Origin of the sequence: Streptomyces sp. NBC_01390 (genome assembly GCF_045040105.1) — a bacterium.
In the GTDB taxonomy this organism is placed as follows: Bacteria; Actinomycetota; Actinomycetes; order Streptomycetales; family Streptomycetaceae; genus Streptomyces.
Genome location: NZ_CP109551.1, coordinates 5,244,628 through 5,270,552 on the forward strand (window position 1 = coordinate 5,244,628; position 25,925 = coordinate 5,270,552).

Below are 25,925 nucleotides of genomic sequence, written 5' to 3' on the forward strand. Positions count from 1 at the left end.
ACCATGAAATTCGCGCTGTCCCGCAGGGCCGGGCTGCTCATCGCCCTGGTGTACCTGGTGGTGGTGTTCGGGCTCGACTATCTGAGCGTGGAGAGAGGTGTCGACGCGGCGGCCGTGGCCGTGTCGGTCATCACGTTCCCGTCGGGCTTCCTGACGACCATCGTGTTCCTGCTGCTCGCGGTCGCCTTCGGATTCGACGACTACAGCCCGGGCCCGGACTCGTACGCACCGTCCGTGTACGCCGTCGCGGGGATCGTCCAGGTGCTGCTGGCCTGGCTGGTCCTGAGGGCCGTCAGGAAGAAGGCACGTCAGTAGGTTTCCGTAGGTCGAGGTGACGACGGCCCGCCGGTTCTCCCGGCGGGCCGTCGTTGCCTCTCCGTCTTCCGTACGTCCGCTCTGTCCTCCGTACGTCCGCTCCGTCCTGCGTACGTCCACTCAGCTCGCCGGACGCCGAATGCGCTCCCCGTAGTGCCGCTCCAGCCCCAGGTTCCCCTCGAAGCCCCCCGGCACGTTCGCCGACACGTACACCGGCGGACGCTCCCCCGCCTCGATCAGTACCGCCGCCGTCTCCGCGACCGCCATCTGCACCAGCATCACGCCGGTCAGCGTGGACAGCGCGCACACCGCGCCCCCGCCCGGCAGCTCCAGCAGCGCGTCGCCCGTGGGGGCCTCGTTGTCCAGCACCACGTCCGCGATGTCGGCCAGCTTCCTGCCGCTGGTGTGGGCCGCCGGGACCGTGCGGGTGTGGGTGAGGGAGGTGATCGCGAGGATCCGGTGGCCGCGTTCCTTGGCGTGGAGGGCCATCTCGACGATGACGTTGTTGACGCCCGAGTTGGAGATGATCACGAACAGGTCGGCGGGTTGCGGCTCGGCGAGTTCGTAGAGCCGCTCGGCGATGCCCGGCTTGCGTTCCAGCAGCGGGTCGTCGAGGGCGCTGGGGGCGTCGCCGCCGTAGAGGACGAGGTCGGCCATGCTCAGGCGGTTGGTCGGGACGAGGCCGCCGGCCCGGCCGGCCAGTTCCAGGACCAGGGCCTGGGAGTGTCCCGTACCGAAGGCCTGGATCACGCCGTCCGCGCGGATGCAGTCCGCGATCAGCCCGGCGGCGCGGGTCACCGACTCCTGGACCGCCTCCGACCCGGTGATGCGGTCGAGAACGGCCCGGCTCTCGCGCGCGAAACCCTGGGCACTGACCGCACTGACCGACTCGACTGACACTCGACTCTCCCCACCGGTGGATTGAACCACCCACTCTACCTCTATCGGTGAATCAATAAATCACAGAGTACTGGCTGTGAGCAACGGGCCACGAGCAGGACGACGAGCGGAGGGGCCGTTCCTGGTCCTGGGATTCAGTCCGTCCCAGACACGGTGGCTGATACATTCGCCCCTTACCATCAAGTACAGCCAGCCGCACAGCAGTACAGCGCCGAGGAGATCGGGTAACCCCATGGAACGGACCGGATCCGGCAACGGGATGCCCCCGACCGACGTCACCACCCTCATCCGTACGGAGCTGCCGCGTCTCGCCGGCTCCCTGCGGAAGGTGGGCGAGCTGATCCTCGAGGACCCCGCCGCCGTCACCCACTGCTCGGCCGCCGAGCTGGGCCGCCGCACCGGCACCTCGCAGGCCACGGTCACCCGGTTCTGCCGTGCCATCGGCCTCGACTCCTACCAGCATCTGCTCATCGAGCTGGCCCAGGAACGCGGTCGCGGCGAGGTCTCCGACTGGGGCAGCGCCGAGATCGGGCCCGACATCTCGCCCGACGACAGCCTGGAGCGGGTCGTGCAGGTCGTCGGCAGCGCCGATCTGCGGGCGATCCAGCAGACCATCGACCGTATCGACCTCGACTCGATCGAGCGTGCGGGGCAGGCCGCCGCCCGCGCCCGCCGTATCGACGTGTACGGCGTCGGCGGCAGCGGAGCCGTCGCCCAGGAGACCGAGACGCGGCTCTTCCGGATCGGCTGCGCGGTGCGCGGCTGGACCGAGGTGCACGCCGCCCTCACCTCCGCCGCCCTCCTCACCCCCGCCGACGTCGCCATCGGCATCTCGCACTCCGGCTCCACCCGCGAGACCATCGAGCCCTTCGAACTGGCCAAGCAGCGCGGCGCCACCACCGTGGCCATCACCGCCGATCCCAAGTCCCCGCTGGCCCGCGCGGCCGACGTACGGCTCATCTCCTCCTCCTCGGAGACCAGCTTCCGCACCGAGAGCATCGGCGCCCGCCACTCCGTACTCGTCCTCATCGACTGCCTGTACGTCCGGGTCGCCCAGCTCTCCTACCAGCGCGCCAGCGCCTCCCTCGCCCTCACCGACCACATCGCCAGGGAGCACGCGGTGAGGTCCCGCCGCACGCGCTGAATCGGCCTGCGAAAGCCGCCTCGGGGTCATGGACCCCGAGGCGGCTTTTGCATGGATGAACCACCAAGGAAACTTGAAGATGGTTGTTTGAACCATCCGAACGGTGCCACGATAGGCCGCGCCGTTCCCCGGCTGCCCCGCCCCTGTTTCCCGTAGGCCTCGTAGGAGACCCATGCGCGTCACCTCAGTCGAGTCGACCGAGCTGTTCGTCGGCAGCGCCGAGCACCCGCGTCAGGTGGTGATCGCCGAGATCGGCCAGGCCACCGCCGGCCGTACGGTCCGGCTGACCGCCGAGGGCCCCGGCGTCCGCGCCGACGGGGAGACGCTCGCGACCGTCGGCGACGACGGCACCCTCCGCGCCGAGATACCCGTGGACTGCGACCTGCCCCCGGGCGAGCGCACCCACCTCACCGTCACCGCCGAGGACACGGCGGACCCCGCGCTGCAGGCCTCGCTCACCGGCTGCCTGCTCGTCGCCGAGCCCGGCTGGACCATGTTCATGGTCAGCCACTTCCACTACGACCCCGTCTGGTGGAACACCCAGGCCGCCTACACCGAGACCTGGGACGTCGCCGACGATCCGGCCACCTCCGGGCTGCCCGCGCGGACCTTCGACTCGCGCGGCCAGTCCGGGATGAGCCTCGTGCGGGCGCACATCGATCTCGCGCGGCGCGACCCGGCGTACACCTTCGTGCTCGCCGAGGTCGACTACCTGAAGCCGTACTGGGACTCCTTCCCCGAAGAGCGCGCCTTTCTGCGGCAGTTGCTGCGCACCGGGCGCGTCGAGATCATGGGCGGGACGTACAACGAGCCCAACACCAACCTCACCGGCGCCGAGGCGACCGTCCGCAACGCCCTCTACGGCGACGGCTTCCAGCGCGGGATCCTCGGCGCCGACCCGCACACCGCCTGGCAGCTCGACGCCTTCGGCCACGACCCCCAGTTCCCGGGGCTGATGGCCGACGCGGGCCTCTCCTCCAGCTCCTGGGCACGCGGCCCGTTCCACCAGTGGGGGCCCACTCTCTCCGTCTTCGGGGAGGAGCCCCGGGACCCCCAACGCATGCAGTTCCAGGCCGAGTTCGACTGGATCGCCCCCTCCGGACGCGGGCTACTGACCGCGTACATGGTCAATCACTACGGCGCCGGCTGGGCCATCGACAACGCGCCCACGCTCCCCGAGGCGGAAGCCGCCGCTCTCAAGCTCTTCACCGGGCTGAAGAAGGTCGCGCTCACCCGCAACGTCCTCCTCCCCGTCGGGGGCGACTACGCGCCGCCCTGCCGCTGGGTCATGGCCATCCACCGCGACTGGAACGAGCGGTACGTCTGGCCGCGCTTCGTCTCCGCGATCCCCCGCGACTTCTTCACCGCCGTACGCGCCGAACTCGACGCCGAGGGGCGCAGAGCCTCGCCGCAGACACGGGACATGAACCCGATCTACACCGGCAAGGACGTCTCGTACATCGACACCAAGCAGGCCCAGCGGTACGGCGAGACAGTCCTCTCCGACGCCGAGGCCTGGGCGACGCTCGCCTCCCTCACCACCGGGCACGCCTATCCCGACGCCGCGCTCGACAAGGCCTGGCGGCAGCTGATCTACGGCGCCCACCACGACGCGGTCACCGGCTCCGAGTCCGACCAGGTGTACATCGACCTGATGACCGGCTGGCGCGAGCTGTACGACCTCGCCGAGTCCGTGCACGCCGACGCCACCCAGGCTCTCGCCGACCAGGTGACCCCGCTGCCCGGCGGCGGCCCCGACCTCGTCGTCCTCAACTCCGCGACGTGGCAACGCCGGGACGTCCTCACCACCGCCCTCCCCGACGGCCTCGTCCCCCTCGACGAGACGACCGGGCTGCCGCTGCCCGCCGTACGGGAGGGGAACGGCGAACTGCGGGTCGTGGTCCCCGACGTACCCGGGCTGGGCCTGAAGGCCCTGCCGCTCGGGGACGGGTCCGTCCCCGGCTGGACCCCCGACGACGGCCTGACCAACGGACTGACGATCCGCAGCGAGTTCTACGAGGTGACGGTCGACCCCGCGCGCGGCGGCGGCGTCAGCAGCCTGCGCCAACTCGCCGACGGTGGGCGGGAGTTGCTGCGCGCCGGTGACATCGGCAACGAGCTGGTCGTACAGGAGGAGTATCCGAGGCATCCGCGCTTCGGCGAGGGGCCCTGGCATCTCACCCCGACCGGGACGACGGCCGCCCGCAGCCGTGACATCGGCGCCGACGACACGGACGTACGGGTCGAGCACTCGGCCGCCGGATCGCGGATCACCGTCACCGCCACCCTCGGTGAACTCTTCACCTACACGCAGCAGTTGACCCTCTGGAAGGGCATCGACCGGCTGGACGTGTCGACCGTCATCGACGGCTACGACGGCAGCGACCGGCTCATCCGGGTGCGCTGGCCCGCAGGCGTCCAGGGCGGACTGCCCGTGCACGAGGTGGCCGACGCGGTCATCGGGCGCGGGTTCGGGTTCGTCGAGGTGGACAGTGAGCAGTTCCCGTGGACGCTCGACAACCCGGCCAACAACTGGTTCGCGCTGGGGACGACGGCCCGGGTGGCCGTGCACGACGACTCCGGCGCACTCCTCGGCGAACGGGCCATCGGCGTCGCCGAGTTGGTGTACCCGTCATGGCAGGAGGCCGGCGAGCTCGGTGCCGAACTCGCCGCCGCCCTGGTACGGGTGGGCGTCACGGCCACTTCGACGATCGCGGGCGGGCAGCGCTACGGCGACCTCGAGGTCGACTCCAACCTGCCCGACATCCGGATCGCCGTCGGCGCCCCCGAGCGCAACTCCATCGTCGCCGAGGCCCTCGGCATGGACCCCGCCGCCGGCCGTGAACTCCGGCGCCAGCTCGCCGAGTCGGGCGTGGCAGCCGTATGGGTCGCGCCGCGTGCCGGGCTGCGCGAGGAGTGGGTGCCCGGGGCCGACCTGCGCGATCTGGAGCGGCTGCCGCTGCTCGTGGTCGCGGGCAACGGCCCGCAGGACGACGCCAAGGCGGTGGACGCGCTCATCGCCGACCTGGCCGACGCGGTCGTCCACGCCACCGCCGCCGGTGGCGGAGAGGCGCTGCCGCCGGGCGACACCTGGGACGGCACCGGCTTCGCCGTCCTCAACCGGGGCACGCCCGGCTGCGTGGTCACACCCTCCGGCGACCTCTACATGTCCCTGATGCGCTCCTGCACCGGCTGGCCGTCCGGCATCTGGGTCGACCCACCGCGCCGCACGGCCCCCGACGGTTCGGCGTTCCAGCTCCAACGCTGGTCCCACACCTTCGAGTACGCCGTCCTCGGCGGCACGGGCGACTGGCGCGAGCTGGGGCTGCCACAGGCGGGGCACGCGTACAACCGCCCACTGCGGGCGCGCGTGCGGCAGCAGTCGCCGGGCGACGGCAACCTCCCTCGTACGGCAACCCTGTTGAGCCTCGAACCGGCCGGTGAGGTGCTCCTCGACGCCCTCAAGCCCGCCGGTTCGCCGCTCGCCCGGGGGAGCGTGGCGCCCGTCGACCCGGGGCGCGGTGTCGTCGTACGGATGCACGAGGTCAACGGCCGCTCGACGCCGGTACGGGTGCGCGGGCCGGTGGCCTGGACGGACGGCGTCCGTACCGACGTCCTGGAGAAGCCGGGGGAGCCGCTGCCCCCGGACGCGGACGGCGTCCTCTCGGCCCACCTGACCGGCTTCGAGGTCGCCACCGTCCTGGCAACTCCCGCTGCCGCGCCGACTGTTGAGGGGGTGGGGGTCGACGCGTACGAGCCCGCGCAGCCCGTCCCCACCCGGTACTGGCTGCACAACTCCGGCCCCGCCCCGCGCGGAAACCTGCCCGTCGCCGTCTACCTCTCCCCCACCACCCTCACCGCCTCCGGGCCGGTCACGGTGACGGTCCGGGTCAGCTCCGAGCTGACGGACTCCCCCGTCTCCGGCACGCTGGCCCTCGGCGTCCCACCGGGCTGGTCCGCCGAACCGCCCGAGCTGCCGTACGCCCTGGGCCCCGCCGGTTTCACCCTCACCGAGGTCACCGTCACCCCGCTGAAGGACGCGCCCCCCGGCCGCCACTGGCTCACCGCCCGCCTGCCCTACGGCGGTCAGGTGTACGAGGATGCCGTGGCCCTGGACGTGCCGGGCGGCCATACCGGCCCAACTCTGGTGACAGAGCTGGGGGTCGACCGGGTCGTCGTGCGTCGCGGAGAGCGCGTACGAGTCCCGGTGAGCCTGCGCAACACCACCCTCGGGGAGATCAACGGCAGCTTGTGGGCCGTGTCCTCGTGGGAGACGTGGGCGGGGGTCGGGCCCGGTTTCCAGGGGTTCGCCGTACCGGCCGGGGAGTCGGTGGAGTACGGGATCGAGGTCGACGGGGCCGCGCTGGCGCCGGGTTCGTACTGGCTGATGGCGAAGACCGGCTGGCACGGGTGCGTGGCGTACACGGAGGCCGTGGTTCTGGAGGTGACCCCATGAACGAACACCTGCCCGAGGACGCCTGCGCCGTCGTACACGGCGAACCCGTGCCACGGGAGCATGTGGAGGCGGTCCTGGCGGCCGTACCGGTACGGGACGCGCCGTACCAGGGGCGCGGGGAACTGCGCGACCAGCCCCCACGGACCCGCAGCCAAAACACCACCCCTCTCGCGGAGCGCAGCGCGGAGCGACAACGCCGCCGCTGGGCGACTCAGATCGTCGTGGCGGACGTACTCGCACGCCGCGCATGCGAGGAACGAGGCCTGAAGCCCCCGGAACCCCCCGCAGCACGTCCACTGACCGCCGTGCCGCAGGCAGACGTCGCAGGCCTCGGCAGCATCGTCGCCGTAGTCCTGGCCTCCTCCCCCGCCGCCCGAACCCTCCTCACCCAACTGGAAGCCGACCAGGAGATCCCCGAGAGGGCGACACGGGAGTACTACGAGCACAACAGGGACCGCTTCCTGACGGCGGACGCCCTACGCTCCGGCGTCGACCCGTTCGGCACCGCGACGGACGCGGACTTCCTCCCGTACGAGCACGTAAAGGCAGGCATCGAGGGCGAGTTGAGACAGGCGGCGGGCCGGCGCGCCTTCTTCTCGTGGCTCGACGAGGCGCGGGCGGACGTGGTGTACGCGCCGGGGCACGAGCACCCCGGGGACCCGTCCCACCCGGACCACGAACACCGCCACTGAAGCGGCGCGCACCCGTTCCGGAACACAAAAGCAACACGGCACCCCATTGACCTCCGATGAATTCTGGTCCACATTTTCATCAATCGGCGTTGAAGTTGGTGAATTGAACCAGCATCCAGCCCATCCAGGAGGGCAGCAGCAATGCGCGCAAGAAGACTGACCGGATCCCTGTCCTGTCTCGTCGTACTGACATTGACGGCCGCCGGCTGCGGCCTCTCCGGAGGCTCCGACGACAGCGGCGCCACCGCCGGTGGCTGCAAGGTCGACAAGGGCAACGTGGGCTCCGGGAAGCTGACCGGGGACGTCAAGGGCAACATCACCTTCCAGACCACCAACCTGAAGAAAGACTTCGGCGACTTCTTCAACGGCGTGATCGCCGACTTCGAGAAGGCCCACCCCGGCACCAAGGTCAAGTGGATCGACGACCCCGGCGACAACACCTTCACCAGCCGGACCGTCGCCGACGCCCAGGCCTGCACGATGGCCGACGTCATCAACGTCAACGCGCCGACGGCGACCGCCCTCACCAAGGCCGGCTACCTGCTCGACCTCGGCACCAAGGACCCGGACGCCGCCAAGCCCTTCGTCCCGTCGTTCTGGAAGACCGCCACCTTCGCGGACGCCTCGGGCAAGTCGATCCACACCACGCTGCCCTGGTACACCGGCGGCGTCCTCCTGACGTACAACAAGGACCTGCTGAAGAAGTCCGGCATCGACCCGGCCAAGCCGCCGACCAGTCTCTTCGGTCTCTTCGCCGACTACGAGAAGGTCGCCAAGGCCTCCGACGGCAAGTACTTCGCGACGATGGCCAACCCGATCTGGCGCATCCCCTCCGACTTCGACCAGATGGGCATCAAGATCCTCTCCTCCGACGGCAAGTCCGCCGTCTTCGGCGACGACCCGCGCACCACCGAGTGGGTGGCGTGGATGGCGAAGCTGTACAAGGAGGGCGCGATGCCGAAGGACTCGCTGTCCTCCAGCAACGACCCGTCCACGCTCTACAGCCAGGGCAAGGTGGCCTACGGCTCGACGAACCCGAGCTTCGTGCGGTTCGTCAAGCAGAACAGCCCGTCGGTCTACGCCAAGACGGCCGTCGGCCAGCAGCCCTACGACGCCCTCGGCGTCGCCTCCGCAGGCGCCCCGCAGTACATCTCGGTCGCCGCGACCAGCAAGCACGCCCCGGTGGCACTGTCGTTCGCGGAGTTCCTCACCAACGCCGAGAACCAGACCGCCTGGTGCAAGGACCCGGCCGTGGTGATCTTCCCGACCACCACCGAGTCGCTGAGCGACCCGTTCTTCCAGAACGTCACCGGCACCGACCCGTTCTCGCAGGCCCGCAAGCTCGTCGCCGACCAGCTGAAGACGGCCTCCACCAACCAGACCAACCTCTCCCCGGCCGTGCAGAACACCATCGTGTCCCAGGTGCAGCTGGCCATGCAGGGCAAGAAGAGCGCGGCGGACGCGGTGAAGGACGCCCAGGAGAAGGCGAACGAGCTGCTGAAGCAGGGCAGTTGACAGTGACGGCACAGATCACGAACCCGGTGTCCGGCGTGGAGGCCAAGACCTCCACGCCGGCCTCGGCCCCGGCCGCCGCCACGTCCGCGGTCTCGTCCCGCCTCCGCCGACTCGCCAGGGCCACGCTGCCCGGTCCGGCTCCCGGGGCCAACGGGGCGGCCATGTACCGCCGTTGGTGGCTGCCGTGGTTGTGGACCGCACCCGCGATCGTGTGCGCGGTGGTCTTCGGGGTGTTCCCGTTCCTCAACACGGTCCTGCTGTCGTTCACCAACGCCAAGCCGCTGGGCGGCGCCGCGGGTTTCGTCGGACTCGACAACTACACGCGGATGATCCAGGACGACGACTTCTGGCTCGCGACCCGCAACAGCATCCTGTACGCGGTGATCGTCGTGCCGCTGATGGTGCTGCTGCCGCTGATGCTGGCCGTCCTGGTGGAGAAGAACCTGCCGGGCATCGGCTTCTTCCGCTCCGCCTTCTACACACCGGTGCTGGCGTCCAGCGTGGTCGTGGGCCTGAGCTGGCAGTGGCTGCTCGCAGACGACGGCCTGGTCAACACCTGGCTGGAGAAAGCCCACCTGATCAGGTCGGCGATCCCCTTCCTCTCCGACTCGTGGCTGATCCTGCTCTCCGCGATGGGCCTGACCCTGTGGAAGGGCCTCGGCTGGTACATGGTCTTCTATCTGGCCGCCCTCGGGAACGTCCCCAAGGAACTGCACGAGGCCGCGCAGATGGACGGCGCGGGTGCCGTGCGCCGCTTCTGGAACATCACGGTCCCCGGTGTACGGACGGCCATGATGCTCGTAGGCACCCTGACCGGCATCGGCTCACTCAGGGTCTTCACCGAGATCTACATGCTCGGCAGCTCCACCGGCGGCCCCGGCGGCGCCGACCGCACCCTGCCGTTCTACATCCGGGACGTCGGCCTGGACCCGATCACCGGCAACGCGGGATACGGCTCGGCCGTCAGCGTGGCCCTGTTCGCGCTGACGCTGGGGCTGACCCTGCTGGCGCAGCGTCTGACCAAGGAGGACGAGTCGTGAGCACGGTTCTCGAAAGGCGCCGCCGCCTGATGCCGCGCTGGCGCGACTACGGCCGCCCGCGCGAACTCCTCATCCGCTACCTGCTGTTGACCCTGGTCCTCGGCCTCACCGTGGGCCCACTGCTGTGGCAGCTGCTGGCCTCCCTGAAGAGCACGAGCGAGGACGTCTTCGGCGCGGACGCCACCCTGCTGCCGCACCACCCGACGCTGCGCGCGTACCGGACGGTCTTCGACCAGGTGCCGGTGTGGTCGTACATCAAGAACAGCCTGATCGTGGTCGCCCTGTCGATCACCAGCCAGCTGGTCTTCTCCACGACGGCCGGCTACATGCTCTCCAAGCCCGCCTGGAAGGGCCGCAAGGCGGTCTGGGTGGTGCTGATCGCCTCGATGATGTTCCCCTTCGAGTCGATCATGGTCTCGCTGTTCATCAGCATCCGCGACCTGGGCCTGGTCGACAGCCTGGCCGGTGTGTGGCTCCCCGGTTTCGTCGGCGCCATCAACGTCATGCTGATGCGCGGCGCGTTCCTCGCGGTCCCGCGCGAGATCGAGGACTCGGCGATGCTGGACGGCGCGAACGAGTGGCAGCGCTTCAAGTACCTGTATCTGCCGTCCGCTTGGGGCGCGATCATGGTGGTCGTCATCAACACGTTCATCAGCGCCTGGGACGACTTCCTGTGGCCGCTGATCGTGCTGCGCTCCGAGAGCAACATGACACTGACGCTGGGCCTTTCCCGCCTCCAGTCGTCGTCGTTCGGCTACGACCAGCGGATGGTCATGGCCGGTTCGGTGATCTCCGTGATCCCGGTGCTGGTGCTGTTCGTGATCACGCAGCGGTGGTTCTACCGGGGGGTGGGTTCGGGGGCGGTGAAGATCTGAGCGGTTGACTGCGGGGCTGAGCCGGTACAGCGCGCTCACGGCACGGTGACCACGGCCTTGCCGCGGGCGTGGCCCCGCTCCACATGGCGCACGCCCTCGGCCACGTCGGTCAGGGGATAGGTCCGGTCGACCACCGGGGTGAGCCTGCCGGCCTCGATGAGCGCGGTGACGGCGAGCAGGTCCTCGTGCGTCGGCCCGGCCGGGGCCGCCGGAAGGATCACGCGGAGCCGCTGCCGGACGAACGCGTTGACCGCGATCAGTCGCAGCATGGAGCCCATCGCCCCGAACACATGGCCGGGCGAGCCGCCGCCGTTGGCCACCAGGGTCCCTGCGGGGGTGAGCGCCCGACACAGCCGGCTCAGCGGGCGGTTGCCCACGTTGTCCAGGATCACGTCGTAGCGCCCGCGCCCGTCGGTGAAGTCCTCCCGGGTGTGGTCGACGATGTGCGCGGCACCCAACGAGCGCACCAACTCGACGTTGCGGGCGCCGCACACCCCGGTGACCTCCGCGGACAGGGCCGCAGCGATCTGTACGGCGAACGTGCCCACACCGCCGGCCGCCCCGTTGACCAGCACCCGCTGCCCGGCCTGCACCTGGCCCACGGTCCGGATGCCGCGCAGGGCGGTCACCGCCGCCATCGGCACTGCTGCGGCCTGCTCGAAGGTCAGGGTCGCGGGCTTGGGCACCAGCAGGTCCGCGGTGGTGACCGCGTACTCGGCGAAGGAGCCCGGACAGAAGCCCAGGACCTCGTCGCCGGGCTGGAGCCCGCGCACATCGGCGCCGACCGCCTCCACCTGTCCGGCCGCGTCGATCCCGGCCACCCGGGACTTCGGCCGGGTCAGTCCCACGGCTCCCGTCAGCCGCGCCATGAACGGGTCGCCGCGCATCATGTGCCAGTCGTACGGGTTGAGCGCGGCGGCGCGCACCCGCACCAGCACCTGGTTGGCCCCGACCTCGGGCCGGTCGGTGTCCGCCAGTCGCAGGATGTCCGGTGGGCCGAACCGCTCCTGAACGATCGCCTTCATAGGCTTTCCCCCATCACCGAGGTGTACGGCGTACACCTCCTAATGGGCAACGTAGGTGTACGCCGTACACCCGTCAAGGGACGAAGCGGCACGAGTTCGAGGCGCACAGGGCGGGAGAAAGGGTGGGAGAAGGGGTGGGCGACGGCAGCGGCTACGACGACCGAAGCCCTCGGACTGGTGCCGCCAGACCCTTCACCTGCGGGTCAGCTCGTACCCCGGAGCCGCTCAAGGCCGTCCAATGTCAGGTCCAGAGCGAACTCGAACTCGGACTGGTCGTCGCAGCCCGAGCCGACGACGGACTCGTTGTCGTGGGCGACCGCCATGGCCAGTTCGGTGATGTGGGGGTAGCGCGCGGCCATCTCCTCGGGCGGCATCGCGTCCGGATCCGGCTCGCGGTCGGAGCTGTCCTCGAACAGTTCCTGGGAGAAGCCCAGCAGACGGCTGCCCATCACGTGCATCGCGTGATGGACCAGGTCGATCGAGAACCCCCCGGCCCGGAAGATCCCGATCATCGAGTCCAGATACTCCATCACCGCAGGGGTGGGGGTGGCCCGCCCCTTGATCCGCGACTCGATGACCCCCGACGCCCACGGATGGCGCAGCAGCATACGGCGGGCCGACAGCACCCGTCGGCGGACGGCGGTCTTCCAGTCGACATCGGCGGCCGGCGGATCGATCTCGCCGACGAGGACGTCGATCATGCCGTCCAGCAGCTCGTTCTTGTTGGCCACGTGCTTGTACAGCGCCATGGGCACGACACCGAGCGCCTGCGCAATCTTGCGCATGCTGAGCGCATCGACCCCGCCTTCGTCGGCCAGGGTGACGGCGGCGCCCAGAACCCGCCCTTTACTCAGGGGTGCACGGGGCTGCACGGCGACGTCGGCCTGCGTGGCCATCTCCACCATCCCCTCTCGTACCCCCTTGACTGCTGTACAGCGTCCACCTACCGTATTCCCACCACTAGGTGTACGCCGTACACTCTCCCTTCGCCCAAGTTCGGGACCACCGGAACGATCGGACTGTCTGATGCCGGAAACCGGAAAGGCTGGAGCGCGAGCCATGGTAACTCCCGATCTCCACGACGAAGCCACCGCGGCGTACCTGGCCCGCAAGGAACTGGGACCGGAGTACGAGCGCGCCGTACTGGAGTCCTTCGTGGCCGGCGCCGCGGAATCGATCGACCAGCGGGTGGACGACCGGCTGGCACAGCAAGGGATCGGCGGGGCCCCGCAGAAGCAGCAGGGGCAGCAGGGGCAGCAGCCCGACAACTCGCATCTGGCGGTGCCGGTCTTCTCCCTGCTCTTCGGGGTCGGCGGCTCGATCTGGCTGACGGCCGGTGCGGACGCGGACTCGAACACCGTGTTCGCCATGTGGCTGGGGATCGTCCTGGTCAACATCGTCTCCGCGCTTCTGTTCAGGAAAGCGCGGTGAATCGGAGCCCCCATCCGGGGCCGGCGCGGCGCTTGCACATGGCTGCGCGCCTGCGGCGCTCAACGCCGACATCCAGTTGTCCCGGGTTGCGGGCCTGAGCGCCGCACACGTCCTTGACGTGGCACCTCATTCCCACGCGTCCACCGCAGCGATCACCGATCCCTGCGACCGACCCGCACGGTCCGCACGGTCAGCACTGCAAGGAGAGCCGGACAGGCCCAACCCGCCCGCCCGCCAACGAACTTGTGACACCCCCGTGACCGGAGCTATGGCCTCCGTCACAGGCGCGGGGTACACGCCCTGATCAGATGGCCGGATGCGTAGACGTGCCCCCCTCCGCCGCCCGGCTCTCGTCAGGACCGCCCCCCTCCTGCTGGCTCTCGCCGCAACCACTCTGCTGCTCACGGCCTGCGGGACGGAGCACGCGGGCGCCGGGAACACCGGCGCCGACGCGGCCGAATCGCCGTCCCCTGTACAGGTCGACGATCCGGGCACGGACGGCGTACGGATCACCTCCCTGACCCTCCCGTCGACCTCGAACTCCCCCTCTCCCACCCGCAGTTATTCCGTCTCCGCCGACAGCCTCGCCACGAACTCGGGCATCAGTGCCGAGTACGAGGTCACCAACAAGGGCACCGAGACCCTGACCTACTCGATCGTCTTCACCTTCATGAGCCGTGACGGCGGGGCCATGGACAACCAGACCGCGACCGTGCGCGACGTCGGCCCCGGTAAGACCGTGCGGGGCACGGTGCGGGTCGGGGTGCTGCCGCCCAGCACGCCGCAGGTGACGCAGGCCAAGGTGCTCAAGGTGACCAAAGTCCCCGCGAGCGAGGCACCGGCCGCGCTGGGAACGTGTCCCGCGTCCGGGATCCGGGTCAGCGCCGACGAGGGCGACGCGGCCATGGGCCTGCGCGTCGTGGGCCTGCATCTCGACAACTGCGGTACGCGCGACTACACGGTCGACGGCTACCCGCTGCTGGAACTCCTGGACGACGCCCGCAAGCCGGTGGACGGCGTCAAGATCCTCGACGGCAGCGGCGAGATCACCACCGGCGCCGGCCCCGACAATCCGCCTCGTCCCGTCACCCTCGCACCCGGCGAGTCGGCAACCGCCGGCCTGGTCTGGCGCAACACCACCCAATCCGGCACCCCGGTGAACGTCCCCTACGTACAGGTCCGGGCAAAGGCCGGCGCCGACCCGGTGACGGTGACCCCGAACCTCGACCTCGGGACCACCGGGAAGCTCGGGGTCAGACCGTGGGAGAAGGCGGAGCGGTAGGCGTTCTGTCGTTCAGACCCCTCAGCCGAGAAGCAGCAACTTGGGGAGGGCGTACGCCGGTATGCGGTGGACGCCGGTCGCGGCGGCTACGCCGATGACGAAGCCGGGGCGGGGGCGGTGGGGTGACGGTGGTCGGCACGATCATGTCGAGGCCACCTCCGCCCAAACCGCCTTGCCGAACGGAATGTCGGTCACACCCCACCGCCCTGGACACAGAACGTCAAGGATGACCAGGCCGCGCCCCCGTACACGGCGATCGGACCGAGGCCGCGCTCGGGGGTGGCGCCGTACGGGGTCGTGCACCTCGACGCGGGTTCGGCCGTCGTCGGCGATGTCCGAGGCGATCGAGGCGCGAGTCGACGCGCTGGTCGAGGTCCGGCTCGCCCGTCAGGCGATCCTCACCCGCGAGAACGACCCGTTGGCGCTGTGGGCGATCATCGCCGAGCACGCCCTGCGCTCGACCAGCGAGGACCCCACCTTGATGCACGAGCAGTTGGGACGGTTGCTCTCGATGGGCAAACGCCCGAACGTCAATATCCAGGTGCTCCGGTCCGACGCTCCCCTACACGTGGGGCAGACGGGCACCTTCACCATCCTGGGATTCGGCCCCCATGCCGACCTGGACGTCGTACACACGGAAGGACTGACGTCGGCCCTCTATATCGAGGATCACGACAAGGTCGCCACCCACCGGCGCGTGGCAACGTATTACCTCTGCCGCCGAGTCGGTCGAGGCATCGGCGGACCTGATCGCGACGATAAGGACCCACGGATGATGCAAGTTGACGACGCCTCCACCCTGCCCGTGACCTGGTGGAAGTCTTCGTTCTCCGACAGTGCGGCGCAGTGCGTCGAGTGCGGCATAGTCGACGACCTGACAATCGCCGTCCGAGACAGCAAGACCCCCCACGGCCCCGCGCTCCTGTTCACCCGCTACCAGCTGACCGGCTTCGTTTCCGCCGTGGCCGCCGGCCGGTTCGGCGATCCTGAGTAGCGAGCCGCACACAGGGCGACGGCCCACCTCTTCGGCATTCGGGGGTGGGCTGTGTGATGTTCGGGGACCAGGGCGGCAGCCGGATGGAGCGGAGTGTTGTCGGCGACCAAAGAGGCGGACGGCAAGAACACAGCCCTGCCTTGAGGCACTTCAGCAGGCGAAAAGGCAGGGTAGGGCAGATGAACCTCGGCACCATGGCCGATCTGACGGCCGACATCACCCCCGAAATGCGCGAACGCATCGATGCCATCAAGGCGGAGACGATCGACGCCGAGCGAGGACACGAACGGGCTGCCCTACGGATCGGTCCGGACCGCATGCGCAACGACGGTCCGGCCCATGGGCGCGCATAGCGTCTCAGGCTGATCTGGTCCGCCGAGGTAGCTACTCGTAGATCTGGGCCGCTGCAAGTTGCAGGGCGACTGATCGCCAAGTGACTGGTTCCAGTCGCGTGTGGTGCGGTGAGTTGGCGTCTGTCCAGGCGGCCCAGGCATCGAGCCAGTCGTGCAAGGTGCTCTGTGCCCAGTTCCCTCCGTCACCGACCCACTCACCGCGGCGGTTCGCCTCCTGGCGTTCCCGCTCGTGGCGGGCGAAGTCGGTGGCGAGGGTGGCCGCGTACCACCGCAGGTCGATCGCAGTGTCCACCTCGTGCGACTGAGTGCCGGAGTCGGCCAGAGCGCAGTTGAATCCGGGAGGGGAGGTGCGGGCCTTTTCCAGTTGGAAGGCCAGGCCTTGCCATCCAGGCCGACCTGGAGCCTCTTCCTGAAGCAGGTCAGTGCCGTCGATTCGCTCGCCCAGGATCCGGACCCAGCCCCAGAGGAAGTCGGAGATCGTTCGGTTGGTCCATCGATGTGCCACAGGTTCGTTGAGGTCCTGCCCGTTGCAGGCGTGCTCACAGTCGATCGCCAATAGACGGAGGTAAGCGGCGAAGTCCTGGCGGGAGCTCACCTGCTGCCAGGAGTCGGCGTTTCGGGGTACGGACACGCCAAGAGGCTACGAGCCCGTCCCGACCTGCTTCAACCTGGTTATCCGAGGTCGACGGCCTCCCTGGCGGGCCGTGTGCTGGTCGGGAAGAACAACGTCCCCGCGTACGTCACTCCGCGACCTCACCACGCTCCGTGAACAGGTCGGCAAGGAGTTCGGCCATGGTTGCGGTGGGGCCGCTCTCGGCCAGAACTGCTTCGGCCTCGCGGGCGAGCAGTTCGTCGGCCGCGTCTTCCAGCGCGTTGAAGTCGTCGATGGTCAGGAGAGCTTCCACCGGAGCGCCGTTGCGGGGGATCACCGTCGGGGTGCCCTGCTCGGCACGGTTGATGCAGTCGGCGAGGTGGGCACGGGCTTCGCGTAAGGTCACAGCGCTTGCATCCATGAGCCAGTTGTCGCTCCAGGGCCGGTGGCTAGAGGGGGCCATAGGCGTCGAACCCAACAGATCGGCCCGGAGACCTCGTCCGACTGTCAGCCCCCTCCCCTAAAGTCCCCCGCGTGACCCGCACCCCCTCCTACCTCACCGCGATCCGCGACTCGTACGACACCGTCGCCGCCGACTACGTCCAACTTGTCGAAGATCCGGCGCAGTTGGACCCGTTGTCACGCGCGATGCTGGCCGCGTTCGCCGAGTCCGTGCGGGCCGTCGATCTCGGCCCGGTCGCGGACCTGGGATGCGGACCCGGCAAGGTCACCGCGCATCTGGCAGGCCTCGGGGTGCCTGTGTTCGGCATCGATCTGTCCCCGAAGATGATCGAGCTGGCCCGATTTGCCTACCCGGACCTGAAATTCACCGTGGGCTCGATGACCGCCCTCCCGCTCCGGGACGACGAACTCGGCGGCATCCTGGCCTACTACTCCACCCATCACACCCCACCAGAGCAACTACCCACCCTCTACGCCGAGTTCCATCGCACCCTCGCACCCGGTGGCCTTCTGATGCTGGCCGGCCATGCGGCAACCGACGAGCCTCTCCATCTGCGTCCTGCGCAGGCCTACGGCGGGCACCCCGTGTCCTACGAGTCCCACCTGCTCCCGGTCGAGCGGATCGCCGAGTTGCTGATCCGGGCCAGGTTCCTGATCACCGCGCGGCTGACGCAGGAACCCGACGAAGGGGCGAAGAGGACGTTCGCCACCATCCTCGCCCGGAAGGCCGAACACCCCCTCGCGCCATAGACGTTGTCGGTATCGGTCCCACCGTCGGTGTCGGTGTCACGTTCCCGAACCCCGTGGTGTCTTCATGTCCAACAGGCCGACAGGCCAAGGGAATTGACAAGGAGAACACCGTGACACTGCGCATTCCGAAGGCACAGCTCCACGGCGAGATCAGCGCGAACCTAGTCAAGCAGTTCGGTGCCGTGCCCGAGCCCTTCGAGGTGACGGCGCACAACCCCAAGGTCGCCCAGGACTCCTCGGACCTCGGGAGCAGGGTGAGCGAGTGGGACATGGCCGACGACGGACTCAAGACGTTCGCGCACATGGCGGTCGCCGCCCGGGTCGGCTGCAGTTGGTGCCTCGACATCAACTACTTCCAGGCGCTGCACCAGAACCTGGACCTGACCAGGGCGAGCCAGGTGCCGCGCTGGCGCGAGTCGGAGGTGTTCACGCCCCTGGAGCGGGACGTACTCGAGTACGCCGAGGCCATGACCAACACCCCGCCGACCGTCGACGACGAGCTGTACGCCGGCCTGCTCGACCGGCTCGGCCCGGCGGCGATGGTCGAGCTCACCGCGTCCATCGCCTTCGCCAACATGGCGACGCGCAACAACTCGGCGCACGGCATCACCTCGCAGGGCTTCTCCGACGCGTGCGGGATACCACTGGCCTCGCGCCCCGAGACGTCCGAGTCCGGGCAGTCCGGCACCGAGACGTCCGGCATGGTGACGACGACGATATGACCGAGGCCCCGCTCGTCGATCCCTTCGTCACCCACCGCAGCCTCCTCTTCACGGTCGCCTACGAGATGCTCGGCTCGGCGGCCGACGCGGAGGACGTGCTGCAGGAGTCCTGGCTGCGGTGGGCCGACGTCGACCGGTCGCAGGTGCGTGAGTCGCGTGCGTACCTCGTCCGCACCGTCACCCGGCAGGCGCTCAACCGTCTGCGTACGCTGTCCCGCAGTCGCGAGGAGTACGTGGGTGAGTGGCTGCCGGAACCCCTGCTGACCAGCCCCGATGTCGCCGAGGACGTCGAGCTCGCGGAGAGCGTCTCGATCGCCATGCTGACCGTCCTCGAAACCCTCGGGCCCACCGAACGGGCGGTGTTCGTGCTGCGGGAGGTCTTCGCGATGCCGTACGGCGAGATCGGTGAGGCCATCGGGAAGTCCGCGGCGACGGCACGGCAGGTCGCGCGGCGGGCACGCGAGCATGTGGCCGCCCGGCAGCCGCGTATGCGGGTGAGCCGGTCCGAGCAACGGGCTGTCGTGGAACGCTTCCTGCGCGCGTTGCACACCGGGCAGTTGCAGGAACTGCTGGACGTCATGGCACCGGACGTGGTCCTGGTCGCCGACGGCGGCGGGGTCGTGGCCGCCGTGCTCGCGCCCGTCCACGGAGCCGAACCGGTGGCGAAGCTGCTCGCGCGCGCGAACCAGGTGCCGGCATCGTTCGACATGACGACCGTGTGGCTCAACGGCGCCCCCGCGGGCCGCATCGACATGGACGGCGAGCCGACCGCGGTGAGCGTCGTGGTGGAGAACGGGCAGGTCAGCCGGATCTACATCGTGCGGAATCCGCGGAAGCTGACGCGGCTCGACGAACCGGCCGAACTCACCCGGTAGGCAGTTTGTTGTCTGTCGGTTTGTTGTCTGTCGGTTTGTTGCCTTCCGGGCCGGCGGACTCGGTGTGTGCGAGGGCGGCGAGGAGGCGGAGTTTCTCGTCGCTGTCGCTGTTCTTGTCGGGGTAGTAGACGACGAGGATGACGTCGTCGATGGGGAGTTTGTCCCGGTGGAGGCGTAGTTCGCCGACAACGGGGTGGTGGACCGTGGTGGTGCCTCCGTCGAGGCCGCGGACGTCGTGGCGGGCCCACAGGGTGCGGAACCGTTGGCTGGACAGTGCGAGTTCGCCGACGAGTTCGACGAACCGGGGGTTGTCGGTGTCGTCCCCGATGGTGGTGCGCAGCGCGGCGACGAAATCGGCGGTGGCTTTGGGCCAGTCCTGGTGGAAGGCCTGTTCCTCGGGGTCGAGGAGGAGGGAACGCAGCCGGTTCAGGCCGGTCCGCAGCCGGGGGGAGAGCGCGACGGCCATGGGGTTGGAGGCCAGGACGTCGAACGCGCGCCCCTCGACGAACGCGGGGATCGACAGGTGGGCGAGCAGTTCGTGCACCCGCGGTGGTACGTGCTCGGGCCGCTTGCGGCGCGGTGCCCTGGGGCGCGCTGCCGTGAGGCCGAGCAGATACGTGCGCTCGATGTCGTCGAGCCGCAGGACGCGCGCGAGTGATTCGAGAACCTGCGGTGAGGGGTTGTTGTCGCGGCCCCGTTCCAGGCGCAGGTAGTAGTCGGGGCTGATTCCGGCGAGCAGGGCGACTTCCTCACGGCGCAGGCCGGGCACCCGGCGGTTGCCACCGGGTGGGAGTCCTGCCTCCGCCGGGGAGACCAGTTCGCGCCGGGCCCGAAGGTAGCTGCCGAGCCGGTTGCCGGATTCCTCGTCCTTCTCCTTCATACCGACACCGTAATGCGGTGCACGTGTTCGACAGGGGGCCCTGGCAGGACCAGGGAAGACGGGGGTACTGCCGCACCCGGTGAATGCGACCAACACTGCGGTGACGTCTCTTTGGCACACGCACAGAGAGCAATCACCGTTCGCGCCGCGGGCCTGTATGCCTGCGGCGTCCTCGACCGACTGAAGGGAAGATCCCGTGGATCTCTCCAACCGCACCGTTCTCGTCGTCGGCGGAACCTCGGGTATCGGGCGGGAGCTGGCCCGTCGGTTCGCTGCGGCGGGCAGCACCGTGGCCGTCGGCGGCCGCAGCCCGGAGGCTCTCTCGGAACTCGCCGAAGAAGGCTTCGGCACGATCAGCGTCGACGTCACCGACAGCGCCTCCGTCGCAGCCGCCCGTGACGCGACGCTCGCCCGGTACCCCGAACTGGACACCGTGGTGACCATGTCGGGCGTCATGCTCCTGGAGGACCTGCGCGACCCCGCACACTTCGAGGCGGCAGCGACGACGATCGACACCAACCTGCTCGGCACCATCCGGGTCATCGACGCCTTCACCCCCCACCTGGTCCGGCGGGGCGCCGGCACCTTCGTCACCGTCACCTCCGGCATCGCCTTCCTGCCGTTCCCGCCCATGCCCAGCTACGCGGCCTCGAAGGCCGCGGTGCACGCCTACTCCGAGGCACTGCGCGCGCAGCTCGACGGAACCGGTGTCGGCGTCGTCGAGCTCGTCCCCCCGGCCATCGCCACAGCGGGTCAGGAAAAGGTGAACCCGCACGCGCTGCCCCTCGACGACTTCGCCACCGAGGTCATGCACCTGCTCTCGCAGGACCCCACCCCTTACGAAGTCCTCGTGAAGGGCGTCCACATGCACCGCTGGGCCGAGCGCGACGGCACCTATGCCGACCTCGTCGCACAGCGCTCCCAGGCCCTGGCCATGCTCCCCGGCCGCCAAGGCTGACCCTTCTCGACCAGGCGCACAGTGGTGGCAGGCGCGTCAGCTGCTCTTCACGGCCTCCGCGATCCGCAGGGCGACCTCGTCGGGGGTGAGGTGCGAGGTGTCGACGACCTCGCCCTCGGCGTGCAGCCAGGTGCGGGCCGCCTCGGCGTAGGGCTCCAGGTACTTCAGGCGGAACGGCGAGTCGGGGCCGAGAACGGTGTCGCCGGCGATCCGGCCTCGGAGGGTGTCCTGGTCGGCGTGGAGGACGAAGTGCCGTACCGGAATGGCGTGTTGGGCGAGGCCGGTGCTGATCTCGCGCCAGTAGGCCTCGACCAGGACGGTCATCGGCATCACCAGCGTGCCGCCGGTGTAGTCGAGTACGTGGCGGGCGGTTTCGACGACGAGTGGTCGCCACGGCGGCCAGTGCTGGAAGTTGTCCGTCCCGGGCAGCCCCGGTGTGATGTCCATCAGTGTCTCGCCGACCTTCTCGGCGTCGAACACCCGTGAATCCGGGATCAGTTGCTGCACGAGCGTGCTGGTCGTCGTCTTGCCGGCGCCGTGGGTGCCGTTGAGCCATACGATCATGGGTCCGACGCTAGCGCTCCGCGGGACGGTCGCGGTCGCTCCCTCGCCTAGGGTGGCGAGATGGCGATCCAGATGATCATTCTCAACGGTGGTTCGAGCTCGGGGAAGTCCCGGATCGTACGGTGTCTGCAAGCCGAACTGCCGGATCCGTGGCTGACGTTCGGGTGCGACTCGTTCGTCGACTCCCTGCCCGCGAGGATGCGGGAGGCGGACGACGACGGGATCGTGATCGCGGCGGACGGCGGAGTGAGCGTCGGGGAGGACTTCCTGGCGCTGGAGGCGGCCTGGCGGGAAGGCATCGTGGCGATGGTCCGGGCGGGCGCCCGGGTCGTCATCGACGACGTGTTCCTCGGCGGAGCGGCGTCCCAGCAGCGGTGGCGGAAGGCCCTCGGTGAAGCTGCTGACCTGCCCGTACTGTGGGTCGGCGTCCGGTGTGACAGCGCGGTCGCCGCCGACCGCGAGGCCGCCCGGGGAGACCGGGTCCCGGGAATGGCCGCCGCGCAGGCGGACGTGGTGCACGAGGGCGTGGTCTATGACCTGGAGGTCGACACGTCGCACACCGAGTCCGTGGCGTGCGCGCGAGCCATCGCCGCCCACGTGCACCGGCGTTGACCACACCGATCAACCCGTGACCGTGAGGTCGAGCACCATCGGTACGGCGTCCAGCGCCGCCCGCGCCGACTCCGCGACCCGGATCTCCACGCTCCCCGGCAGCACCCTTCGCGCCAAGTCCCCGTCCACCTGGGCGAGTTGTTCCGCTCCGAGGGCGAACGTGACCGTACGGCGCTCCCCCGGGGCCAGATCGACGCTCCGGAAGGCGCGCAGCTCCAGGGTGCGCGGCCACACCGTCGTACGCAGCGGGCGGATGTACAGCTGGACGACCGACCACCCCACCCGTTCCCCGGTGTTGGTGACGTCGATCTCGCAACTGGCGCCGTCCCGCCCGATGTTCGGGATGCCGTACTCGAACATCGTGTACGTCAGGCCGTGGCCGAAGGAGTAGAGCGGTTCGGCGTCCTCGTCCGCGTACGACCCGTACTCCGTGTCCTTGTGGTTGTAGTAGACGGGGAGTTGGGCCGCCGAGCGAGGGACCGAGACGGGGAGGCGGCCGGTCGGGGAGGCGTGACCGAGGAGGATCTCGGCGATCGCCTCGCCGCCCCAGGGGCCCGGGTACCAGGCCGTCAGCAGGGCGGCGGCACGGTCCGCCGCCTCGGGGACCGCGTGCGGGCGGCCCTGGATCAGGACGACGACCGTGGGGGTGCCCGTCGCCGTCACCGCGTCCAGCAGGGTGTGCTGGGCCCGGCCCAGGCGCAGGTGGGCCAGGTCGACACCCTCCCCGCAGGTCATCTCCGAGACGACCGTCCGGGCGGCGCCGTTGGCGTCGAACTCGGTGTCGGGTGTACGGGCGCTGCTGCCGCCCAGGACCAGTACGGCCAGGTCGGAGGCCGCCGCCGCCGCGACCGCCTCGGGGATGCCGGAGAGGTCGTCGCCGGTCAGGGCGCAGCCGTGGGCGTGCCGTACCTCCGTTCCCGGGAGGGCCAGGTGGCGGAGGGCGGCCAGGACGCTGGTACCCGTGCCGGGGCGCTGGGGTGCGGTGTAGTCGCCGAGTTGGTGGGCCGTGGTGGCGGAGTGCGGGCCGATGACGGCGATGCGGGAGACCGTCGCCGGGTCGACGGGCAGGGCGCCCGCCCGGTTGTGGAGAAGGGTGACGGAGGAGCGGGCCAGGGCTGTGCTCAGCGCCCGGCCATCCTCCGCGGACGGCAACTCCGGGGCTGCATAGGGGTGTTCGAAGAGGCGGAGGCGGAATTTCAGGGTCAGGACGCGGGACACGGCCGCGTCGAGCACCGACTCCTTCACCAGGCCTCGTTCGACCGCCTCCGCCAGGTGCGTGAAGCCCTCGTCCCAAAGGCTCAGGTCGATACCGGAGTTGAGGGCGAGAGCCCCCGCGGAGACCTTGTCGCCCGTGATGCGGGCGAGGCGGTCCACGGCCAGGCCGTCCGCCATGACCAGGCCTTCGAAGCCCCAGCCCCGCTCCCCGCTCCCGCGCAACAGGCCGTTCAGCAAAGGGCCGTTGGCCGAGCACGGGATGCCGTCCACCTCGTTGTACGCGGCCATGACCGCGGCGGCACCGGCCCGTACGCCGGCTCTGGCTGCCGGGAGGTGGATCTCGTGGAGTTCGCGGGGGCCCAGCTCCGACTCGGCCGAGTTCCGGCCGCCGACCGTCGCCCCCTGACCGGCGAAGTGCTTCAGGACCACCGGGGCCTTGTCGGAAGAGAAACTCCCCTGCTCCGCCACGTCACCCTGCATGCCTCTCACCAGCGCCTCCGTCAGGCGCGCGGCAAGGTACGGGTCCTCCCCGAAGCACTCCTCCGTACGGCCCCAGCGTGGGTCGCGGGCGATGTCCAGCGCCGAGACGAGTGCCAAGTGACCGCCTCTGGCGCGGAGTTCGGCGGCGGCGTGGGATGCCGCCCGCTCGTACAGGTCCGGGTCCCAGGTCGCACCGACCCCCAGGTTGACGGGGAGGACCGTGCCGTCGAGGGCCATGAGGCCGTGCGGCACCTCCTCGACGAAGAGGGCGGGGATGCCGAGGCGGCTGCGTTCGAGTACGTGGCGCTGGACCAGGTGGGCGAGTACCGGACCGGCGTCGGCGTCGGCGCCCGTCGAGTGGTCGACGCCGGACCAGGCGTCGGCGCGCAGGAGTCCGTACAGGGCGCCGAGACCTTCGAAGCGGTCGGTCTCGTCGTACAGGGCCTGGGTCAGCTCGAACTCGCCGTCCGGGCGGCGGCGGTAGGCGTCCCAGCCGTACATCCGCTGGTTGAGCTGACCGACCTTCTCGCGCAGGGTCATCCGGGCCAGCAGGTCGGCCACGCGGGCGTCGACGGGGGCGGCGGGGTCGCGGTAGCGGGGAGAGGGGGACGCGGTCACTGGTTCTTCTTCTCCGGGTGGGTGTCGGGTCCGGCGTTGTGGGCGTGCCGGGCCAGGGCCACCGCGCCCCGGCTGCCGTCCGGCACCCAGTGGGCCACCAGGCCCAGGGCACTCAGGCGCCGGTCCAGGGGGCCGGTCAGGGGGCCGTCGGGGCCGAGCAGGCCGCCCGTCGCGACCAACGACTCGCCCGGCGTGGGCGCAAGTGCCCTGACGCAGTCGGCGAGATGACCGGCCGCCTCCTCGAGGATCGCCTGCGCCAGGGCGTCCCCCTTCCGAGCCGCCTCGGCGACCAGCGGGGCCAACCGGGCCAGCCGGACCGGCGGTTGGGCCATGACGGCGGGCAGGACGTGCCGCCGATAGGCCTCGCGGGCGGCACGCGGCCAGGGCAGACCGAGGCCACCCTCACCCTCGTACGCCAATTCCCCGTCCTCGTACGCCGATGCCTCGCCCGGGGGATACGGGAGCACCGCACCCGGCACCCCCAACTCCCGTCCCACCAGCGCCGCCAGCGCCGTGTCGCCGCCCCGCCGGTCCGCCATGCGCAGGGCGACCCGGACCGCCTCCCGGCCGATCCAGAAGCCGCCGCCGTCGTCGCCGAGGAGCCAGCCGTCGCCGCCGACGGTCTTCTCGCAGTGGCGGTCGGCGATACGCATCGCGACGGCGCCCGTGCCGGCGACGAGAGCCAGCCCGTCCGCGGGAGGACCGGCGGAGCCCGGGGCGGCGGCGAAGGCGGCCTCGATGTCGCTGCAGATCCGGACCTCGTGCGCGGGGATGCCGAGGCGCCGCAGGGCCCCCGTCAGCGCGGTGAGGGCGTTGACGCGGCCGGGTTCGTCGGCGGTGCCGGCGGCGCCCGCGAAGCCGCCCACGACGGCGACGACCCGGGGGCGGTCCGCTTCCGGCACCGCACCCGCGAGGGCCTCGACGAGGTGCTTGGTGAGCTGCGCGACGGGGACCGTGAGGGCGTTGCCCGGCCCGGCGACGCCCTCGCCGAGCGGGCGCCCGTCGGCGGCGGACGCCAGCACGGCCCGCGTACGGGTGCCACCGGCGTCGAGCCCGACGACGAGGGCGTCGACCGCCGGAACGCCGCGCTCACCCCGGCCGGAATCCTGATCCGAATCCCGATCCAAATCCTGGTTCAATTCATTACTCATCTCGCACTATGGTGGTTCATACAT

At 70.1% G+C, this 25,925-nt stretch carries 25 protein-coding genes and 2 pseudogenes; 17 read left to right on the forward strand and 10 right to left on the reverse strand.

Going from position 1 to position 25,925, the window contains the following annotated elements; all coding sequences use genetic code 11:
- The first annotated feature begins 3 nt into the window (after positions 1–3).
- Positions 4–315, forward strand: coding sequence for a hypothetical protein (locus tag OG241_RS23640; protein ID WP_405817622.1), 312 nt, complete (start codon positions 4–6; stop codon positions 313–315).
- 120 nt (positions 316–435) lie between these two features.
- On the opposite strand, the gene OG241_RS23645 is transcribed toward OG241_RS23640, so the two are convergent.
- Complete coding sequence (locus OG241_RS23645; protein ID WP_405817623.1) at positions 436–1,215, reverse strand: sugar isomerase domain-containing protein; 780 nt, start codon at positions 1,213–1,215, stop codon at positions 436–438.
- A 259-nt stretch (positions 1,216–1,474) separates the two neighbouring features.
- Between OG241_RS23645 and OG241_RS23650 the strand changes: the two genes are divergently transcribed.
- The 6 genes from OG241_RS23650 (at position 1,475) to OG241_RS23675 (ending at position 10,937) form a co-directional block, all read left to right on the forward strand.
- Positions 1,475–2,359 (forward strand): MurR/RpiR family transcriptional regulator, encoded by an 885-nt coding sequence (locus OG241_RS23650; RefSeq protein WP_405826396.1) that lies wholly within the window; start codon positions 1,475–1,477, stop codon positions 2,357–2,359.
- Positions 2,360–2,531: 172 nt separating this feature from the next.
- Positions 2,532–6,815: an NEW3 domain-containing protein gene (locus OG241_RS23655; protein WP_405817625.1), complete on the forward strand. Its 4,284-nt coding sequence runs from the start codon at positions 2,532–2,534 to the stop codon at positions 6,813–6,815.
- Positions 6,812–7,507: a peptidyl-prolyl cis-trans isomerase gene (locus OG241_RS23660; RefSeq protein WP_405817627.1), complete on the forward strand. Its 696-nt coding sequence runs from the start codon at positions 6,812–6,814 to the stop codon at positions 7,505–7,507. The genes OG241_RS23655 and OG241_RS23660 overlap by 4 nt, the downstream gene beginning before the upstream one ends.
- A gap of 141 nt (positions 7,508–7,648) precedes the next feature.
- Positions 7,649–9,022, forward strand: coding sequence for an extracellular solute-binding protein (locus OG241_RS23665; protein ID WP_405817629.1), 1,374 nt, complete (start codon positions 7,649–7,651; stop codon positions 9,020–9,022).
- 2 nt (positions 9,023–9,024) lie between these two features.
- The gene (locus OG241_RS23670) at positions 9,025–10,062 is read left to right on the forward strand and encodes a carbohydrate ABC transporter permease (protein ID WP_405817631.1); all 1,038 of its coding nucleotides are present in this window, start codon (positions 9,025–9,027) and stop codon (positions 10,060–10,062) included.
- 29 nt (positions 10,063–10,091) lie between these two features.
- Entirely contained in the window at positions 10,092–10,937 is an 846-nt protein-coding gene (locus tag OG241_RS23675; RefSeq protein WP_405826398.1) for a carbohydrate ABC transporter permease, read from the forward strand.
- Between the two features lie 35 nt (positions 10,938–10,972).
- Here OG241_RS23675 and OG241_RS23680 read toward each other — a convergent pair whose 3' ends face one another.
- Together OG241_RS23680 and OG241_RS23685 are read right to left on the reverse strand one after the other, a co-directional pair.
- On the reverse strand, positions 10,973–11,962 hold the full coding sequence (locus tag OG241_RS23680; RefSeq protein WP_405817633.1) for an NAD(P)-dependent alcohol dehydrogenase: 990 nt from the start codon (positions 11,960–11,962) through the stop codon (positions 10,973–10,975).
- Between the two features lie 203 nt (positions 11,963–12,165).
- The gene (locus OG241_RS23685; protein ID WP_405817635.1) at positions 12,166–12,867 is read right to left on the reverse strand and encodes a TetR/AcrR family transcriptional regulator C-terminal domain-containing protein; all 702 of its coding nucleotides are present in this window, start codon (positions 12,865–12,867) and stop codon (positions 12,166–12,168) included.
- Positions 12,868–13,021: 154 nt separating this feature from the next.
- Here OG241_RS23685 and OG241_RS23690 point away from each other — a divergent pair, with 154 nt between their 5' ends.
- Positions 13,022–13,393, forward strand: a complete 372-nt coding sequence (locus OG241_RS23690) for a hypothetical protein (RefSeq protein WP_405817637.1) — start codon at positions 13,022–13,024, stop codon at positions 13,391–13,393.
- A gap of 316 nt (positions 13,394–13,709) precedes the next feature.
- Complete coding sequence (locus OG241_RS23695) at positions 13,710–14,675, forward strand: DUF4232 domain-containing protein (RefSeq protein ID WP_405817639.1); 966 nt, start codon at positions 13,710–13,712, stop codon at positions 14,673–14,675.
- Positions 14,676–14,816: 141 nt separating this feature from the next.
- Here OG241_RS23695 and OG241_RS23700 read toward each other — a convergent pair.
- Positions 14,817–15,005, reverse strand: a pseudogene (locus OG241_RS23700) (ATP-binding protein); the annotation flags it as partial.
- Between the two features lies 1 nt (position 15,006).
- Here OG241_RS23700 and OG241_RS23705 point away from each other — a divergent pair.
- From OG241_RS23705 to OG241_RS23715, 3 genes and pseudogenes are all read left to right on the forward strand, one after another.
- A pseudogene (locus tag OG241_RS23705) lies at positions 15,007–15,318 on the forward strand (DUF5753 domain-containing protein); the annotation flags it as partial.
- Positions 15,319–15,447: 129 nt separating this feature from the next.
- Positions 15,448–15,669: a DUF397 domain-containing protein gene (locus OG241_RS23710; RefSeq protein ID WP_405826400.1), complete on the forward strand. Its 222-nt coding sequence runs from the start codon at positions 15,448–15,450 to the stop codon at positions 15,667–15,669.
- Between the two features lie 179 nt (positions 15,670–15,848).
- Positions 15,849–16,022: a hypothetical protein gene (locus OG241_RS23715; RefSeq protein ID WP_405817641.1), complete on the forward strand. Its 174-nt coding sequence runs from the start codon at positions 15,849–15,851 to the stop codon at positions 16,020–16,022.
- Positions 16,023–16,053: 31 nt separating this feature from the next.
- On the opposite strand, the gene OG241_RS23720 is transcribed toward OG241_RS23715, so the two are convergent.
- Both OG241_RS23720 and OG241_RS23725 read right to left on the reverse strand, forming a co-directional pair.
- The gene (locus tag OG241_RS23720) at positions 16,054–16,653 is read right to left on the reverse strand and encodes a hypothetical protein (protein ID WP_405817643.1); all 600 of its coding nucleotides are present in this window, start codon (positions 16,651–16,653) and stop codon (positions 16,054–16,056) included.
- A 109-nt stretch (positions 16,654–16,762) separates the two neighbouring features.
- Positions 16,763–17,035 carry a type II toxin-antitoxin system Phd/YefM family antitoxin gene (locus tag OG241_RS23725; RefSeq protein WP_405817645.1) on the reverse strand — a complete coding sequence of 91 codons (273 nt, stop codon included), beginning with the start codon at positions 17,033–17,035 and terminating at the stop codon, positions 16,763–16,765.
- A 113-nt stretch (positions 17,036–17,148) separates the two neighbouring features.
- On the opposite strand from OG241_RS23725, the gene OG241_RS23730 reads away from it, so the two are divergent.
- The 3 genes from OG241_RS23730 (at position 17,149) to OG241_RS23740 (ending at position 19,423) form a co-directional block, all read left to right on the forward strand.
- Positions 17,149–17,826, forward strand: a complete 678-nt coding sequence (locus tag OG241_RS23730) for a class I SAM-dependent methyltransferase (RefSeq protein ID WP_405817646.1) — start codon at positions 17,149–17,151, stop codon at positions 17,824–17,826.
- A gap of 110 nt (positions 17,827–17,936) precedes the next feature.
- Complete coding sequence (locus OG241_RS23735; RefSeq protein ID WP_405817648.1) at positions 17,937–18,548, forward strand: carboxymuconolactone decarboxylase family protein; 612 nt, start codon at positions 17,937–17,939, stop codon at positions 18,546–18,548.
- Positions 18,545–19,423: an RNA polymerase sigma-70 factor gene (locus OG241_RS23740; protein WP_405817650.1), complete on the forward strand. Its 879-nt coding sequence runs from the start codon at positions 18,545–18,547 to the stop codon at positions 19,421–19,423. Before OG241_RS23735 ends, OG241_RS23740 begins: the two co-directional genes overlap by 4 nt.
- On the opposite strand, the gene OG241_RS23745 is transcribed toward OG241_RS23740, so the two are convergent.
- On the reverse strand, positions 19,413–20,303 hold the full coding sequence (locus OG241_RS23745) for a helix-turn-helix transcriptional regulator (protein WP_405817653.1): 891 nt from the start codon (positions 20,301–20,303) through the stop codon (positions 19,413–19,415). The two genes, OG241_RS23740 and OG241_RS23745, sit on opposite strands and share 11 nt — an antisense overlap.
- A gap of 196 nt (positions 20,304–20,499) precedes the next feature.
- On the opposite strand from OG241_RS23745, the gene OG241_RS23750 reads away from it, so the two are divergent.
- The gene (locus OG241_RS23750) at positions 20,500–21,261 is read left to right on the forward strand and encodes an SDR family oxidoreductase (protein WP_405817655.1); all 762 of its coding nucleotides are present in this window, start codon (positions 20,500–20,502) and stop codon (positions 21,259–21,261) included.
- Between the two features lie 36 nt (positions 21,262–21,297).
- On the opposite strand, the gene OG241_RS23755 is transcribed toward OG241_RS23750, so the two are convergent.
- On the reverse strand, positions 21,298–21,825 hold the full coding sequence (locus OG241_RS23755) for an ATP-binding protein (RefSeq protein ID WP_405817657.1): 528 nt from the start codon (positions 21,823–21,825) through the stop codon (positions 21,298–21,300).
- Positions 21,826–21,885: 60 nt separating this feature from the next.
- Here OG241_RS23755 and cpt point away from each other — a divergent pair, with 60 nt between their 5' ends.
- Positions 21,886–22,437 carry a chloramphenicol phosphotransferase CPT gene (cpt, locus tag OG241_RS23760; protein ID WP_405817659.1) on the forward strand — a complete coding sequence of 184 codons (552 nt, stop codon included), beginning with the start codon at positions 21,886–21,888 and terminating at the stop codon, positions 22,435–22,437.
- A 9-nt stretch (positions 22,438–22,446) separates the two neighbouring features.
- Here cpt and OG241_RS23765 read toward each other — a convergent pair whose 3' ends face one another.
- Both OG241_RS23765 and OG241_RS23770 read right to left on the reverse strand, forming a co-directional pair.
- Positions 22,447–24,750, reverse strand: coding sequence for a glycoside hydrolase family 3 N-terminal domain-containing protein (locus OG241_RS23765; protein WP_405817661.1), 2,304 nt, complete (start codon positions 24,748–24,750; stop codon positions 22,447–22,449).
- Positions 24,747–25,901, reverse strand: a complete 1,155-nt coding sequence (locus OG241_RS23770; RefSeq protein ID WP_405817663.1) for an N-acetylglucosamine kinase — start codon at positions 25,899–25,901, stop codon at positions 24,747–24,749. The genes OG241_RS23765 and OG241_RS23770 overlap by 4 nt, the downstream gene beginning before the upstream one ends.
- Between the last annotated feature and the right edge of the window lie 24 nt (positions 25,902–25,925).

Coding starts and splice junctions, on each gene's coding strand:
- OG241_RS23695 (WP_405817639.1), top strand. CDS start 13,710: ATGCGTAGACGTGCCCCCCTCCGCCGCCCGGCTCTCGTCAGGACCGCC.
- OG241_RS23680 (WP_405817633.1), bottom strand. CDS start 11,962: ATGAAGGCGATCGTTCAGGAGCGGTTCGGCCCACCGGACATCCTGCGA.
- OG241_RS23745 (WP_405817653.1), bottom strand. CDS start 20,303: ATGAAGGAGAAGGACGAGGAATCCGGCAACCGGCTCGGCAGCTACCTT.
- OG241_RS23755 (WP_405817657.1), bottom strand. CDS start 21,825: ATGATCGTATGGCTCAACGGCACCCACGGCGCCGGCAAGACGACGACC.
- OG241_RS23740 (WP_405817650.1), top strand. CDS start 18,545: ATGACCGAGGCCCCGCTCGTCGATCCCTTCGTCACCCACCGCAGCCTC.
- OG241_RS23710 (WP_405826400.1), top strand. CDS start 15,448: ATGATGCAAGTTGACGACGCCTCCACCCTGCCCGTGACCTGGTGGAAG.
- OG241_RS23690 (WP_405817637.1), top strand. CDS start 13,022: ATGGTAACTCCCGATCTCCACGACGAAGCCACCGCGGCGTACCTGGCC.
- OG241_RS23685 (WP_405817635.1), bottom strand. CDS start 12,867: ATGGTGGAGATGGCCACGCAGGCCGACGTCGCCGTGCAGCCCCGTGCA.
- OG241_RS23725 (WP_405817645.1), bottom strand. CDS start 17,035: ATGGATGCAAGCGCTGTGACCTTACGCGAAGCCCGTGCCCACCTCGCC.
- OG241_RS23660 (WP_405817627.1), top strand. CDS start 6,812: ATGAACGAACACCTGCCCGAGGACGCCTGCGCCGTCGTACACGGCGAA.
- cpt (WP_405817659.1), top strand. CDS start 21,886: ATGGCGATCCAGATGATCATTCTCAACGGTGGTTCGAGCTCGGGGAAG.
- OG241_RS23665 (WP_405817629.1), top strand. CDS start 7,649: ATGCGCGCAAGAAGACTGACCGGATCCCTGTCCTGTCTCGTCGTACTG.
- OG241_RS23675 (WP_405826398.1), top strand. CDS start 10,092: ATGCCGCGCTGGCGCGACTACGGCCGCCCGCGCGAACTCCTCATCCGC.
- OG241_RS23770 (WP_405817663.1), bottom strand. CDS start 25,901: ATGAGTAATGAATTGAACCAGGATTTGGATCGGGATTCGGATCAGGAT.
- OG241_RS23655 (WP_405817625.1), top strand. CDS start 2,532: ATGCGCGTCACCTCAGTCGAGTCGACCGAGCTGTTCGTCGGCAGCGCC.
- OG241_RS23650 (WP_405826396.1), top strand. CDS start 1,475: ATGCCCCCGACCGACGTCACCACCCTCATCCGTACGGAGCTGCCGCGT.
- OG241_RS23715 (WP_405817641.1), top strand. CDS start 15,849: ATGAACCTCGGCACCATGGCCGATCTGACGGCCGACATCACCCCCGAA.
- OG241_RS23640 (WP_405817622.1), top strand. CDS start 4: ATGAAATTCGCGCTGTCCCGCAGGGCCGGGCTGCTCATCGCCCTGGTG.